Raw genomic sequence first — 14,525 nt, forward strand, 5'->3', positions numbered from 1 at the left:
GCAATGACGGGCGCGGCGTTGTGATTTCAAGCAGCATCGACTGCCTGACCGTACACCGCGCACGTCGACGGTTGCTCGGCCAGCGAGACAAAGGTGCGACGGTCAGCACTCAGCGCGTCGATGGAACCGGTCTCGATGTCGTACACCCAGCCGTGCAGATTCAGCAGGCCTTTCTCCTGGGCCAGGCGCACGCTCGGGTGAGTCTGGATGTTCGCCAGTTGCGCGATCACGTTTTCCCGCACCATCGAACTGAGCTTGGCCGCGTCATTGGCATGAGGCCGCGATTCGTTGACCACTTTCGCCGACTCGGCGTGTTGCAACCAGCCGCTGACGGCGGGCAGGTGATCCATGCATTTGCACTGGGCGATGGCGGTCATCGCGCCGCAATCGGAGTGGCCGCAGATCACGATGTCGGTCACGCCGAGCACAGCCACCGCGTATTCCACCGTTGCCGAAACCCCGCCCGGATGCGGGCTGTAGGACGGCACGATATTGCCGGCATTGCGGATCACGAACAGCTCGCCGGGTTCTTGCTGGGTCAGCAGTTCCGGGACGACGCGGCTGTCGGAGCAAGTGATGAACAAGGTGCCCGGGGTTTGGGTAGTCGCCAGGTGTTTGAACAGTTCGGTGCGTTGCGGAAACGCTTCGTTCTGGAACTTCAGGAAGCCTTCGATCAGGTTTTTCATGGTGTGTCCTCTCAGTTCGAACAGCCGGAGCCGAATTCGCTGTATTGAAGAATGTGTTTTGCGCCGTGGCTGTCGAGGTAAGTCATCTCGACCGGCACTACGCCGCAGACGTCGGCAACCGGGGTGATGCTCACGACTTCAGCGATATCCAGAGACATGCCGTAGCGATAGGCGACGGCCTCTTCATCAGCCTGGGCCTGGGCGGCAAGGCCGGCGAGCAGGGCCAGGGTCAACAGAATTTTTTGCATGGGGCAGCCTCCAGACAGATGTGGTGACGACTTGGTAGTTGAGGTTTGGAGGGGCCCGCACGCGGGGTGCGGGCCCGGGATGGATCAGAACGGACGCAGTGGGAGGAACTTGCCGTCGAGGGTGACCACGGCGCGGGAACCGCCTTCAGGGTCTTCGACTTTCTTGATGTCGAGCTTGAAGTTGATCGCGCTGATGATGCCGTCGCCGAACTGTTCGTGAACCAGCGCCTTCAGGGTGGTGCCGTAGATCTGGATCATCTCGTGGAAGCGGTAGATGGTCGGGTCGGTCGGCACACCGTCGAGGCTGCCGCGCAGCGGGATGATCTGCAGGGCGGCGACGTCTTCGGCGCTCAGCTCAAGCTTGTCGCCGACCACTTCTGCCGCGGCTTTCGGCAGTGGATGCTGGCCGAGGAGGGCGGCGGTGACGTAGGCCAGGCTCAGGCCGGTGCCGTCAGCCAGATCCTGCCACGACAGGTTTTTCTGTGCCTTGGCATCCAGGGCGCGAGTGGTCAGGGCGATGCGGCTGTCGTTGTAGGCTTGGGATTGCATGGTGCTTCTCCTTTCGGGGTTGGCTTGCTGTGTGGGATTCATCTTCTGCCGATTGATCCATAGCGTCCAAGACCGATATACAATGCCAAGCATAAGCACTGCCTATAGATGGAGCGTTCCATGCTGCTGCGACATTTGCGATACCTGCTGGCCGTGGCCGATCACGGCGGCTTCACCCGGGCAGCCGAGGCGCTGCACGTGTCGCAGCCGACCCTGTCGCAACAGATCCGCCAACTGGAGGAAAGCCTCGGGGTGGATCTGTTCGACCGCACTTCGCGCTCGGTGAAACCGACTGATGCCGGCCAGGCCTATATCGAATGTGCGCGACGGGTGCTGGTGGAACTGGAGGCGGGCAAACGCGCGTTGCACGACGTGAAGGATCTGTCCCGAGGCTCGCTGCGGCTGGCCATGACGCCGACGTTCATGGCGTACTTGGTCGGGCCATTGGTGCGCGATTACGTGGCGCGGTATCCGGGCATTCACCTGGAGATTTTCGAGCTGTCGATGGATGACATCGAGGCCGGGCTGGCGGATGACTCGCTGGATATCGCGATTGCCTTCACGCCGGTGCGCAATCCGGACATTGAGTGTATTCCCGCGTTTGTCGAGACGCTGGGGGTGATGGTCGGGCGCGAGCATCCGCTGTATGACAGCGCTTCTGTGCTGACGCCGGATGACATTGCGCAGCTGGATTTCGCCTTGCTGGCACCGGACTTTTTCACTCGCCTGTCGATCGATGAATACTTCCGCCACAACGGCATCACGCCCAAGGTGCAGATCGAGGTGAATTCGGTGAGTACGCTGCTGGAAGTGATCCGGCATGCGCCGATTGCGACCATGTTGCCGGAGGCGATTGCGACCGAGGACCGGGCGTTGCGCCGGTTGCGTGTCGAGAGCGAGGCGCCGCAGCGGGGAGCGGCGTTGTTGCGGCGCCAGAACAACTATCACAGTGCGGCGGCGGAGGCGTTCATGAAGCTGGTGCTGGAAACCCGTTCATGAGCATTGTTTGCGAGCAATAAAAAGGGCCTGCTCCTTATCGGAAGCAGGCCCTTTTGTTTATTGAAGTCAGAACTCAGTAGAACCGATCAATCACCCGAACTTCGTTGTTGTTCTGCATCGAGTCCCACGCCTGTTTCAGCGTTTGCAGAACATTACCGATGAAGTCCTTGTCGGCCGCGGCTTTCTTGCCGACATAGCCGTGGCCGCGGCGGTACATCTTCAGGCGGGCCAGCAGGTTCTGGTTGTTCCGGTCGAACTCTTCTTCACCAGCATGGGGCGACAGGCAGTCGATATGGACCTGACCCGACTTGCTGATCCACAGAATATGGCTGTCGTGGCTGTCTTTTTGCGCAGCGAACATACGAGCCAGTTCTTCGATAGTAGGTTGATTGTTCAGATTCATGATATTGCCCCTTGACCAGTCTGGTGATCTTTCAAAGTTGATTCGCTAATACAGGTAGCCCATCGGTTAGTTGATCCCTGGCACCGAAACCAGGACGTCAGCGGTCGCCCGTGTGAAGTACGGGGTCATGCGTCTGTTGCATGTAGTCGTGTTGAATAACTGCTACGCAATAGCGTCACAACGAGGAGAAGCAGCGAAAACCGGGAGGCTCCTTGACGACGTTTTCAGGGTCGACCACAAGCGTCTTGAGAATTTTCGCCAGCGCTTCTCGTCCTTGTACTGGACGTTCAGGCCAGGTCAGCTTCTTCAATCTGCCTTGTGGGCAGCGTGTATCCGGAAAAAACAGCTCGGCGGTCAGACGAGCTTGCTCAAGCGTGTTGCCAGTACTCCCGATCGGGGAGACGTCTGCATCATGCAAAAGCAAAACGACGCCGTCAACGGTTTTGTAGTGATTATTTTTGGTCACTACATATTGTCGGACAAAGTCATTCTGGAATGAAAAAAGCGGCGTTCAGGCAGCGGGAGAAAGGCTGCGCAGGCAGTAGAACGTGCAGGGATAGCCGTCTACTGTTTTGGTCTGGCGGGTAAAGTCGCCGCCGCTCAGCTCGGGGATGAGCCGGGCCCAGAACCGCTGTGCAGGCAGGTTGGCGTCGACATGGAAAATCTGCCATCGACCGGGCAAGTGGCTCAAGAGGGCAGAGGCGACAAACTGCGCGACGCCTTGGCCACGCCAGCGTCGGCTGACGAAGAAGTAGCCGATGTTGTAGTCGGCGCCTTCGATGAGGAGGTGGTCATCCACGGTCACGAACCCCGCCAGTTCTCCGTCCACATGGATCAGGAATGGTCGGGTCGCCGGCTGGCGCCAGTAATGGTCTTTCAACTGGATCGGGAAGAACCCATGCCCGCCCAGCTTCAGCGGCAGCCACTCGCTGAAGTCGTAGGTGTAGAACTGCATCAGGTTTTCGAGTGTGTCCAGTTCGTCGCGCCGGGCGACCCGCAGTTCGATGACAGACATGCCGCTGCCTCCTGACCATCACTGCAGAAACAGTAGCGTGCGGCGGGCTATTTGGCAGCCGGTTTCGCCGAGCGCTTGCTGGTTCCGGTGGTTTTGCGCCGGGTGGTCTTGCGTTTGTTCTTCCACGGCGCAGCGGCCTTGCCGGCGGGCGGCGGGCCGCTGATGGTCAGGCTCAGCCCGGCACAACGGGTCACTTGCTTGCTCATCCAGGCCGCCTGTTTGGTGACGAATTCTTCCAGACTCATCTCGCCACTCTGCACCATGTCCAGCGCCTGCTCCCAGATCGCTGTGGTGCCGGGGTCGGCAATCGCGCGCGGCACGGCGTCGATCAGGCTGAAGGCGGCGGGCGTGGCGGACAGCGCCTTGCCGTTCTTCACCAGATAACCGCGATCCAGCAGCCCTTGAATGATCGAGGCACGGGTGGCCTCGGTGCCGATGCCGGTGGTGTCCTTGAGTTTCTGCTTGAGCAGCGGATCTTCCACCAGTTTGGCGACGTTCTTCATCGCCTTGATCAGGTCACCTTCGGTGTAAGGCTTGGGCGGCTGCGTCCACAGGTCCTTGAACTTCACGTCCGCCACGGCGCATTCGGCACCTTGGGTCAGTGTCGGCAAGGTTTGCGGGGCCGGCGCTTCGCGTCCCTTGGCCGGTGCCAGCGCTTCGGGCAACGCGCGTTTCCAGCCCGGCTCGATGATCTGCTTGCCGACCGCGCGCAAGGCTTCCCCGGCGCAATCGAAATCGGCCTGGGTGCGGTCGTATTCGTGATTGGGCAGGAACTGCGCCAGATACCGCGCGCGAATCAGCGTGTAGACCGCGCGGTGCTTGCCGGTCAGGCGCTCCAGATTTTTCGCGGCAGCGGTGGGGATGATGCCGTGGTGAGCGCTGACCTTGGCGTCGTTCCAGGCGCGGGAGCGGCGCTGTGGCTCCAGATGCTCGCGCAGCGCTTCCAGACTCGGATCGGCCTGACGCAGCGCTGCAAGAATCCCCGGCGCTTCGCTGTGCTGGCTCAGGGGCAGGTAGCCGCAATCGCTGCGCGGGTAGGTGATGACTTTGTAGGTTTCGTAAAGCGCCTGGGCGATGTCGAGGGTTTCCTGGGCACCGAGGCCGAGCTTCTTCGAGCAGACTTCCTGCAAGGTGCCCAGATCGAAGGGCAGGGGCGCCACTTCGCGCATGCGTTCGGTACGCAGCTTGACCACCCGAGCGCTGGCGGCGCTGCCGATTGCGGCCGCCGCTTGCTGGGCGAGGGCCTGATTAAGGCAGCGATCCTGATCGTCACAGGCATCGCCCGGTGCACGCCATTGCGCGGTGAACGGCGTGCCGTTGTGCAGCAGTTGCACATCGATAGCCCAGTACGCGACCGGCACGAAGTCAGCGATGCTGCGGTCGCGATCCACCACGAGTCGCAAGGTCGGCGTCTGTACCCGGCCCACCGGCAGCACGCCTTGATAGCCCGATTGTCGGCCGAGCAGGGTGAACAGCCGACTCATGTTCATCCCGATCAGCCAATCCGCCCGCGAGCGCCCCAGTGCCGAGTGATACAGGCTGAAGGTTTCGGCGCCGGGTTTCAGCGCCGCCAACGCCTTGCGAATCGAGGCTTCGTCCAGCGCCGACAGCCACAAGCGGCGGATCGGCCCGCGATAGCGGCAGTGCTCGACCAGTTCACGGGCGATCATCTCGCCCTCGCGGTCGGCGTCGGTGGCGATGATCAACTCGCTGGCCTCGCCGAGCAGGCGCTTGACCGCCTTGTACTGGCTGGCGGTACGCGGCTTGACGGTCATTTTCCACTTGTCGGGGATGATCGGCAGATCGGCCAGTACCCAGCGCTTGTATTTGGCGTCGTAGGCGTCCGGCGGCGCGGTTTCCAGCAAATGGCCGATGCACCAGGTCACCGTGACATCCGTTCCCAGCCAGCAGCCGTCGCCGCGACGCTTCGCGCCGAGCACGGCCGCAATGTCCTTGGCCTGGGAGGGTTTTTCACAGAGGTACAGCCGCATAACCACCGTCGTCGATCATTGCCCGAAGAGGCGCACAGAATGGCCTGAGTCGGGCGATCGGGCAACTTTTATCTGTATGGATATACAGATAAAAGGATTGCCGGTCATGACAGCCCGCGTCGTGGCAATCCGGGACGCTATCGAGAAATTGATTAGCGCACCCTTTGGCGGCTGTGGCAGGTTCAATCTGCCTAACAGGGCGAGTGACAGGACGATCTCGCCAGAAGATCGCCGCTTTTCTGTCTGACACTGACTCTTCAGAAACAAGGACGTACACCATGTCTCAACCTTCCTCCCAGGCCAGCAGCGCCTTCACCGCCGTCGACACCTTCAGCCACCTGTACGATCGCGGCACCGGGACCGTCAACGGCAAGCCGTCGTTCACCGCCGACCAGGCCGCCGACGAAATCCTGCGCAAGGGCATGTCGTGGCAGGACAAGAATGCCGACGGCAAGATTGATCTGACCTACACGTTCCTGACCGACAAACCGTCGAACTACAACCCGAAACTCGGCAACTTCAGCGAGTTCAGCGCCCAGCAAAAGGCCCAGGCCGTGCTGGCGATGCAATCGTGGTCGGACGTGGCCAACGTGACCTTCACCGAAGGCAAGGGTGGCGACGGTCACATGACTTTCGGCAACTACGACGTCAGCACCGGCGGCGCAGCGTTCGCCTACCTGCCGCAGGGCAGCAGCTACGACGGTCAGTCGTGGTACCTGATCAACGATCAGTACCAGGTCAACAAGACCCCGGACACCAACAACTACGGGCGCCAGACCCTGACCCACGAAATCGGCCACACCCTTGGCCTGTCGCACCCGGGCGCCTACAACGCCGGCAACGGCAACCCGACCTACGGTGACGCCAAATACGCCGAAGACACCCGTGGCTACAGCCTGATGAGCTACTGGAGCGAGGCCAACACCGACCAGAACTTCAGCAAGGACGGCAGCGGCGCCTACGCCTCGGCGCCGTTGATGGACGACATCGTTGCGGTGCAGAAACTCTACGGCGCCAACTTCGAAACCCGTGCCGACAACACCGTGTACGGCTTCAACTCCAACGCTGATCGCGATTTTTACAGCGCCACGTCGAACACCTCCAAAGTGGTGTTCTCGGTGTGGGATGGCGGCGGCAACGACACGCTGGATTTCTCCGGCTTCAGCCAGAACCAGAAGATCAACCTCAACGAAGGCTCGTTCTCCGACGTCGGCGGTCTGGTGGGCAACGTGTCCATCGCTCACGGCGTGACCGTGGAAAACGCCATTGGCGGTTCGGGCAATGACCTGCTGATCGGCAACGCAGCGGCCAACGACCTGATCGGCGGTGCCGGCAACGACATCATTTACGGCGGTGGCGGCGGTGATTCGCTGTGGGGCGGTGAAGGCGCAGACACCTTCGTGTTCGGCGCGGCCAGCGACTCGACCATGACCGCGCCGGACTGGATCATGGATTTCACCAGCGGCCTGGACAAGATCGACCTGTCGGGCATCGTCGGTTTCGCCACCGGCGCGGCCACGCTGAACTTTGTCAGCGGCTTCACCGGGCACGCGGGCGATGCGATCCTCACGTACTTCGAACAGACCAACCAGACCAGCCTGATGATCGACCTCACAGGCCAGGGTTCGGTGGACTTCGCCGTGGGTGTGGTGGGGCAGGCCGTGGCGACCGATATCGTCGCCTGATCTGAAAACGGAAAATCTGAAACGAAAAAACCGCAGTCCTTCGCAGGCTGCGGTTTTTTTTGTGAACGGAAAAGCCGTTCGGCTGCGAACCCGACGAGTTTCCCCCGCATGGGTTATACCTGAACCGGTGCCTTCGCCGCAGTCAGGAGAAACCGATGAAAACCTCCGGTCCCAGTCCCGTCATCACCATCGCCGAGCAGCCAGGCTGCCTTCTTGTGAAATTCCACGGCATACAGGTCGCCGCCTCGGCCCGAGCGCTGGTGCTGCTCGAAGCCAATTACCCGCCGGTCTACTACATCCCGCGCGAAGACATCGACGAAAAATACTTCGCCCGCACCGACCACACGAGTTATTGCCCGTACAAGGGCGACGCCAACTATTTCAGTCTGCAAGTGCCGGGGCATGAAGGGGCGAATGCGGTGTGGACGTACGAACATCCGAAGATTTCGGTCAGCCAGATCAAGGACTACGTGGCGTTCTATCCCGATCAGGTGAAGTTTGAATTACTGGAGGCGGAGGTCTGAGTTTGCCGGCCGTAAGTCTTAGGCCGGCGAAAAAAATGGGGGTGCAATCAGGATTGTTTGCTGATTTCGGCATTCAAGAGCAGTAGCGCGACCAGCGGATAGCGCTTGTTGTCGTGACTAGGGGTTTTCTGAGCTTTGAGGGGACAGATCCAGGCGAGCGCGTCGCTGGGCAGGGTCTGAAGCATTGTCTGGAAGGCCTGGATCTGCTCATCGCTTGCCGGACTGCCGAGCGAATAGGGTGCGATAAATACGGCCCCCAATTTATGGTCGTTGCAGTCGAGCCTGGCGGCATCGACAGTCGCCGATTTGCATTTGCCCAAGATCCAGTTTCGGGCGTACGTCAAATTATCGATCGGCACGTAAGCGACCTTGGCTTCAATGCAGAAGCCGTTGGTGTCATCAGCAATGTACAAGTCGTTACGACCGATCAATGCGGTCCTTTCGTCCGCCTCGGTGGCGATCTTGCTGATCTGATATTCCTCGATGGCAGTCCAGTCGGCTTTCCAGGCAGCACCGGCGAGGATGCTGACGTTGGCCTGTTCGTTGTACCAGTAGGGCAGATCATCTCCGTCCCACACGTTGATGTAACGCTGGGTGCAAGTTATCCAGCTGTGCAGCACTGGTTCGAGTGGCTGCAGGGTCGGGCAGGAAATGCGTACATATTGATCGTTCATCGAGACGATGATCCTTGTCACTTGACGACGTTGGTTAGAAGAGATAACTGAAGAAACCGAAGCACTGAAGGAGCGGCGCTGCATTGGGTGATGCTGGATGATATGTAACTGCCACTATGCTGTCGATGGCAGGAGAATATCCACAAAAAATCCGCTCCAGGCCTGACCTGAAGCGGATCGGTTGTGCCAATCAGTTCTTGTCCAGATCGATATTCTTCGTCTCACGCAGACAGATCATCCCCACCACCAGGCTCACCCCGGTAATCAGCACCGGGTACCACAGCCCGTAGAAAATATCCCCGGTGTACACCACCAACGCAAACGACACGGTTGGCAGGAATCCGCCGAACCAGCCGTTGCCGATGTGGTACGGCAGGGACATCGAGGTGTAGCGGATGCGGGTCGGGAACAGTTCGACCATCAGCGCCGCGAGCGGGCCGTAGCACATGGCGGAGATGATGATCAGCGCGACGATCAGGGCCACGATCATCGGCTTGTTGATCTGTTGCATGTCCGCCTGTTGCGGGTAGCCGGCGAGGGTGATTGCACCGCGCAAGGCGGCCTCGTCGAAGCCGTCGAGTTTCACATCGCCGACGCTCACGTGCACCGCGCTGCCCGCCGGGGCGGCGACGCTGGAGTAGGGCAGGCCTTGCTTGACCAGGAAGGTCTTGACCTTGTCGCACGGGCTGTCGAATTTGGCCTTGCCCACCGGGTCGAACTGGAAGGTGCAGGTGGCCGGATCCGCCACCACGGTGATCGGTGCCTGTTGCCTGGCGTGGTCGATGGCCGGGTTGGCGTAGTGGGCCAGGGATTTGAAGATCGGGAAGTACAGCGCCGTGGCCAGCAGCAGGCCGAGCATCAGCACCGGTTTGCGCCCGACCTTGTCCGACAGCCAGCCGAAAAAGATAAAGAACGGCGCACCGATCACCACGCTGATGATCAACAGACTGTTGGCCACCGCCGGGTCCATTTTCAGGAACTGGGTGAGGAAGAACAGCACGTAGAACTGCGCGGCGTAGAAGGTCACCGCTTGCCCGGCGTTGATGCTGAACAGGGCGATCAGCACGACTTTGAGGTTTTCCCACTTACCGAAGGATTCTCGGATCGGCGCCTTGCTGGTTTTGCCTTCCTCTTTCATTTTCAGATAAGCCGGCGACTCGTGCAGGCTCAGGCGAATCCAGGTGGAAATCCCCAGCAGCACGATCGACAGCAGGAATGGAATGCGCCAGCCCCAGACTTCGAATTGATCGCCGGTGAAGTAGCGGCAACCGAGCACCACCAGCAGCGACAGCAGCAGACCGAGGGTTGCGGTGGATTGAATCCAGCTGGTGTGGAAACCGCGTTTGCCGATCGGCGCGTGTTCCGCCACGTAGGTCGCGGCGCCGCCGTATTCGCCGCCGAGGGCCAGGCCCTGCAGCATGCGCAGTATCACCAGAATGATCGGCGCGGCGATGCCGATGCTGGCGTAGGTCGGCAGCAGGCCCACGGCGAACGTCGCCACGCCCATCAGGATGATGGTTGCGAGGAAGGTGTATTTGCGCCCGATCATGTCCCCCAGCCGACCGAACACCAGCGCCCCGAACGGCCGCACGATGAAGCCTGCGGCAAACGCCATCAGCGCGAAGATGAACGCCGTGGTGTCGTTGACCCCGGCGAAGAACTGCTTGCTGATGACCGCCGCCAGGGCGCCGTAGAGAAAGAAGTCATACCACTCGAACACCGTCCCCAGGGACGAGGCGAAGATGACCTTTCGGGTATCGGGGCTGGCGTCCGTGCTGCGCACGGCGTCCAGAGGCTGAACGTGTTCTGACATATCGGTATCCCTCACAGTGATTGTTTTTGTTGTTTCCACTGTCGGCGCCGACCTTGTGGGCGTGCGCCGCTGTTCCTTTGGTCAAGAGAGTGCGGTCAGTGCTTTTTCTTCGGCGGGAAAACTCCGGGCGGTTGGGTTGAGAATCAGCTGTGCCGCTTTTTCAGCAATCATCAGCGTAGGCGAACAGGTGTTGCCCGAGGTAATGCGCGGCATGATCGACGCATCGGCAATCCGCAGGCCCGGCACGCCATGCACCCGCAGTTGCGCATCGACCACCGCGTTCGCGTCATTACCCATGCGACAGGTTCCGACTGGATGGAAAATCGTCGTGCCGATCGCCGCCGCCGCTTCGTGCAGTTGTTCTTCGGTTTGCAGGCTGGCGCCGGGCAGGTATTCCACCGGATTGAAGGCTTGCAGGGCGGGGGCACTGACGATGCGCCGGGTCAGGCGAATCGCGTCGGCGGCCACGCGCAGGTCTTCGGGATGGCTAAGGTAATTGGGTTGGATCAGTGGCGCTGTTTGCGGATCGGCTGAGCGAATCTCGACCCGGCCACGGCTCTGCGGCCGCAAATCACACACCGATGCGGTGAACGCGGGGAAGCTGTGCAGCGGCTCGCCAAAACGCTCCAGCGACAGCGGCTGCACGTGATATTCGAGGTTGGCCGAGGCCTGCTCCGGCCCCGAGCGGGCAAACGCGCCCAGCTGACTCGGCGCCATCGACAACGGCCCGCTGCGGTCATACAGATAGCGCAGGCCCATGCCCATCTTGCCCCACACGCTGCCGGCAATCTGGTTGAGGGTGCGGGCGTTTTCCAGTTTGTAGATCAGCCGCAGTTGCAGGTGATCCTGCAGGTTGCCGCCGACGCCCGGCAGTTCATGCACGACGCCGATCCCGAGTTTTTCCAGCAGCGGACGCGGGCCGATTCCGGAGCGTTGCAGAATGCTCGGCGAGCCCACGGACCCGGCGCACAACACGATCTCCTTGCGCGCCTTGAAGCTTTTCACCTGGCCCTGCCAACGTGCGCTGACTTTCGAGGCGCGACCGTCTTCGAACAACACTCGATCCACCTCGACGTCGGTCAATACCGTGAGATTGACCCGATCGCGAATCGGCTTCAGAAATGCCTTCGCCGCGTTCCAGCGCACCCCTGCCTTCTGATTGACCTGAAAGTAGCCGCAACCCTCGTTGTCGCCCTGGTTGAAGTCATCGATGCTGGCGATCCCGCTCTGCTCGGCAGCACTGCGGAACGCATCGAGAATCGGCCATGACAAGCGCTGGCGTTCGACCCGCCATTCACCCTGGTCGCCATGAAACTCCGCCGCGCCGGCGAAGTGGTTTTCGCTCTGCTTGAACAGTGGCAGCACGTCATTCCAGGCCCAGCCCGGATTACCCTCGGCAGCCCAGCCGTCGTAGTCGTTGGCCTGGCCGCGCATGTAGATCATGCCGTTGATCGACGAGCAGCCGCCCAGCACCTTGCCGCGCGGATAACTCAGCGCGCGGCCATTGAGGCCCGGTTGTTCTTCGGTCTTGAAGCACCAGTCGGTGCGCGGGTTGCCGATGCAGAACAGGTAACCCACGGGGATGTGAATCCATGGATAGTTGTCGCGCCCGCCGGCCTCCAGCAACAGCACGCGCTGCTGCGGATCCGCCGACAGCCGATTGGCCAGCAAACACCCGGCCGGCCCGGCGCCGACCACGATGTAATCGAATTCATCGAGGGAAGTCTGCATTCCCTGACCTCGCTTATTGTTTTTGTTGTCAGTCATCCTAGTTGTTAGCTTTCGTCAAAAGAATGTTAGTTTTTGCGCAGCCGCTGTGCGTTTTCAAACAGCGCTCCCTGACGATAAGCCGACAAGGACAAGCCATGTTCGACTGGAACGACCTGCGGTTCTTTCTTGAGTTGCAGCGCAGCGGCCGCTTGCTCACCGCCGCCCGCCGTTTGAACACTACGCACGCGACCGTCGCGCGGCACATCGAGGCCATCGAAAAAAGCCTCGGCACCGCGCTGTTCGTCCAGCACGCCCAAGGCTACGAAATGACCCCGGCGGGGGAGGCGCTGCTCAAACATGCCGAGGCCATGGAGAACGTCGCGCTGCTGGCGCAGGAGGAAATCACTCAGTCCACTGCACCGCTGGGCAAGATCCGCGTCGGTGTCACCGAAGGCTTGGGCATCATGTTTCTCGCCAGTCGCATGATCGGGTTGTTCGAGCGTTATCCGGGACTGGAAGTGGAGCTGGTGGCGGTGCCGCGCTTCGTCAGCATCCTCAACCGTGAGGCGGAAATCAGCATTCACCTGGAGCGGCCGGCAGCGGACATGCTGGTCACCCGCAAACTCACCGATTACCGGCTCGCGCTCTATGCCAGCCGCGCCTATCTCGACAATGCGCCACCGCTGCGCAGTCGCGAAGATCTCGGCCGGCACGCGTGGATCGGCTATGTCGACGATCTGCTGTTCAGTCAGGAGCTGATGTTCCTCAACAGTTTCTGCCGCAATCCGCGGGTGGTGTTTCACAGCACCAGCGTGATTGCCCAGCAACAGGCGGCGCGTTCGGGGCTTGGGATTGCGGTGCTGCCTTGTTACATGGCGGCGTCGGATCCGGATCTGGTGGCGTTGTTGCCGGATGAGAGCATCGAGCGCAGTTACTGGATCAGCACGCGGCGCGAGTTGCACAAATCGGTGCGGTTGCGGGTGGTTTGGGATTACGTCGTGGGGCTATGCGAAGGCGAACGCGAGTTGTTGCTCAACCCCTGAAATCAAAGGTTCACAGTCGTCAGTAGCCCCGACACCGATTCCTGTAAGCGATGCCGAAGGCTGTTATCAATTGGTCTTGTCCACTGCATTTCTGGTCGCTCTGACGCGAAACGGATGGCGGTAACTATGGACCAATTCGAATAGTATGACCGGTAACTAACCTCACTCCCGCCGAAAGGACACGTATTGGTCATGAAACTCAAGGAATGGGCCGACTTGAAGGTGCTCTACAAACTCAGCCGCAAACAACCAAATGAGTTACTGTTCAAACGCGAGAATGTGTTTGGGTTATGGCCCGTTTGTGCCGCTCTCATCATGACTCTAACGCTCTTGGCCTTCGTACTCTCGGGTCTCAAGTATCCAGCGGTGCTTCCTTATGCCTACATGGCGCTAGGTCCTTGGGCTATTGTGCTCTATGCCGCCAGGATCAAGGCCCTTCGCCGCGTGTTTCCCCGGCAGTTCACCGAACATGCCATCGATCTTCAGTCCTGGCGGGAGAAGGAAAATATGCTTTGCTATTCCTTTTTTCTGGCAATAGTCCGTGAGGAAGGCTATACGGCCTCAAAGCTTCGAAAATTGTCGGCCTATTCGGATCTTACCGTCGCACCAAGCAAACCTGCGCTTTCACAAAATCTGGGCTTCGTTTCACTCTTCGGATTGATGATTGCGCTCTCGACTGAAGTAATCAAACTCACTTCATTCTTTTCATCGGGGAAGGGTGCAGTCCCTCTCATCATCGTCGTTGTGTTGTCGTTCATTTACTGGCTTGTGTGGGACGGTTTTCAAAGTGCGCCATACGAAAGACTACGTATAAAACGCTATGTGGATCTGGCTGCCTACGACCTGGAAGAGTTTGTTCAGGAGGTCCGACAGTTGAACCCTGCAACAGAATTGATGGATTCCGTACCTCTTTTAACGATGAGTAATCAAAGCGAGCCCTGACATGACCGACGACACCAAAGTAAAAGGCCCGGCATCCTACTTTCCTTCAATCGAAAAGAATTACGGCCAGCCCATCGAGCACTGGCTGAATCTGCTCGCCAGCATCACCGACAAAAAACACATGGAACTGGTCGCCTGGCTCAAGACCGAACACGGCATGGGCCATGGGCATGCGAATGCATTGGTTGCCCATCATCTGGCAAGTGGCAAGAAGTGAGGGCAGGGCAACCATGAACGCATGAT

General features: G+C 60.0%; 16 protein-coding genes. 6 read left to right on the forward strand and 10 right to left on the reverse strand.

Annotation, left to right across the window (positions count from 1 at the left end):
* Positions 1 to 26: 26 nt before the first annotated feature.
* From AC1RT4_RS02535 to cynS, 3 genes are all read right to left on the reverse strand, one after another.
* Positions 27 to 686 (reverse strand): carbonic anhydrase, encoded by a 660-nt coding sequence (locus tag AC1RT4_RS02535; protein WP_007950573.1) that lies wholly within the window; start codon positions 684 to 686, stop codon positions 27 to 29.
* Positions 687 to 697: 11 nt separating this feature from the next.
* The gene (locus tag AC1RT4_RS02540; RefSeq protein WP_007950572.1) at positions 698 to 934 is read right to left on the reverse strand and encodes a DUF2790 domain-containing protein; all 237 of its coding nucleotides are present in this window, start codon (positions 932 to 934) and stop codon (positions 698 to 700) included.
* Between the two features lie 84 nt (positions 935 to 1,018).
* The gene (gene cynS / locus AC1RT4_RS02545) at positions 1,019 to 1,483 is read right to left on the reverse strand and encodes a cyanase (protein WP_011334741.1); all 465 of its coding nucleotides are present in this window, start codon (positions 1,481 to 1,483) and stop codon (positions 1,019 to 1,021) included.
* A gap of 120 nt (positions 1,484 to 1,603) precedes the next feature.
* Between cynS and cynR the strand changes: the two genes are divergently transcribed.
* Positions 1,604 to 2,482, forward strand: a complete 879-nt coding sequence (gene cynR / locus AC1RT4_RS02550; RefSeq protein WP_493083321.1) for a transcriptional regulator CynR — start codon at positions 1,604 to 1,606, stop codon at positions 2,480 to 2,482.
* A gap of 73 nt (positions 2,483 to 2,555) precedes the next feature.
* Here the strand turns inward: cynR and AC1RT4_RS02555 are convergent, their stop codons facing one another.
* From AC1RT4_RS02555 to AC1RT4_RS02570, 4 genes are all read right to left on the reverse strand, one after another.
* Positions 2,556 to 2,885: a hypothetical protein gene (locus AC1RT4_RS02555; protein WP_007950569.1), complete on the reverse strand. Its 330-nt coding sequence runs from the start codon at positions 2,883 to 2,885 to the stop codon at positions 2,556 to 2,558.
* Positions 2,886 to 3,060: 175 nt separating this feature from the next.
* Positions 3,061 to 3,351 carry a hypothetical protein gene (locus tag AC1RT4_RS02560; RefSeq protein ID WP_176504837.1) on the reverse strand — a complete coding sequence of 97 codons (291 nt, stop codon included), beginning with the start codon at positions 3,349 to 3,351 and terminating at the stop codon, positions 3,061 to 3,063.
* A 45-nt stretch (positions 3,352 to 3,396) separates the two neighbouring features.
* A complete protein-coding gene (locus tag AC1RT4_RS02565; protein ID WP_493083324.1) occupies positions 3,397 to 3,900 on the reverse strand; it encodes a GNAT family N-acetyltransferase in 504 nt (167 codons plus the stop codon).
* 47 nt (positions 3,901 to 3,947) lie between these two features.
* Positions 3,948 to 5,891, reverse strand: coding sequence for a DNA topoisomerase III (locus tag AC1RT4_RS02570; RefSeq protein WP_493083328.1), 1,944 nt, complete (start codon positions 5,889 to 5,891; stop codon positions 3,948 to 3,950).
* A 278-nt stretch (positions 5,892 to 6,169) separates the two neighbouring features.
* On the opposite strand from AC1RT4_RS02570, the gene AC1RT4_RS02575 reads away from it, so the two are divergent.
* On the forward strand, positions 6,170 to 7,576 hold the full coding sequence (locus AC1RT4_RS02575) for a serralysin family metalloprotease (protein WP_493083330.1): 1,407 nt from the start codon (positions 6,170 to 6,172) through the stop codon (positions 7,574 to 7,576).
* Between the two features lie 155 nt (positions 7,577 to 7,731).
* Entirely contained in the window at positions 7,732 to 8,100 is a 369-nt protein-coding gene (locus AC1RT4_RS02580; RefSeq protein WP_096820174.1) for a DUF427 domain-containing protein, read from the forward strand.
* 47 nt (positions 8,101 to 8,147) lie between these two features.
* Here AC1RT4_RS02580 and AC1RT4_RS02585 read toward each other — a convergent pair whose 3' ends face one another.
* From AC1RT4_RS02585 to AC1RT4_RS02595, 3 genes are all read right to left on the reverse strand, one after another.
* Positions 8,148 to 8,774, reverse strand: coding sequence for a hypothetical protein (locus AC1RT4_RS02585; protein ID WP_493083332.1), 627 nt, complete (start codon positions 8,772 to 8,774; stop codon positions 8,148 to 8,150).
* A 190-nt stretch (positions 8,775 to 8,964) separates the two neighbouring features.
* Positions 8,965 to 10,587: an MFS transporter gene (locus tag AC1RT4_RS02590; RefSeq protein ID WP_493083334.1), complete on the reverse strand. Its 1,623-nt coding sequence runs from the start codon at positions 10,585 to 10,587 to the stop codon at positions 8,965 to 8,967.
* Positions 10,588 to 10,668: 81 nt separating this feature from the next.
* Positions 10,669 to 12,318 (reverse strand): GMC family oxidoreductase, encoded by a 1,650-nt coding sequence (locus tag AC1RT4_RS02595; RefSeq protein ID WP_493083336.1) that lies wholly within the window; start codon positions 12,316 to 12,318, stop codon positions 10,669 to 10,671.
* 134 nt (positions 12,319 to 12,452) lie between these two features.
* On the opposite strand from AC1RT4_RS02595, the gene AC1RT4_RS02600 reads away from it, so the two are divergent.
* From AC1RT4_RS02600 to AC1RT4_RS02610, 3 genes are all read left to right on the forward strand, one after another.
* A complete protein-coding gene (locus AC1RT4_RS02600) occupies positions 12,453 to 13,340 on the forward strand; it encodes a LysR family transcriptional regulator (protein ID WP_493083338.1) in 888 nt (295 codons plus the stop codon).
* A gap of 192 nt (positions 13,341 to 13,532) precedes the next feature.
* Positions 13,533 to 14,282, forward strand: coding sequence for a hypothetical protein (locus tag AC1RT4_RS02605; RefSeq protein WP_493083340.1), 750 nt, complete (start codon positions 13,533 to 13,535; stop codon positions 14,280 to 14,282).
* 1 nt (position 14,283) lies between these two features.
* A complete protein-coding gene (locus AC1RT4_RS02610; RefSeq protein ID WP_493083343.1) occupies positions 14,284 to 14,499 on the forward strand; it encodes a DUF4287 domain-containing protein in 216 nt (71 codons plus the stop codon).
* The last annotated feature ends 26 nt before the right edge of the window (positions 14,500 to 14,525 follow it).

This window comes from Pseudomonas sp. GW821-FHT11D10 (assembly GCF_058808435.1).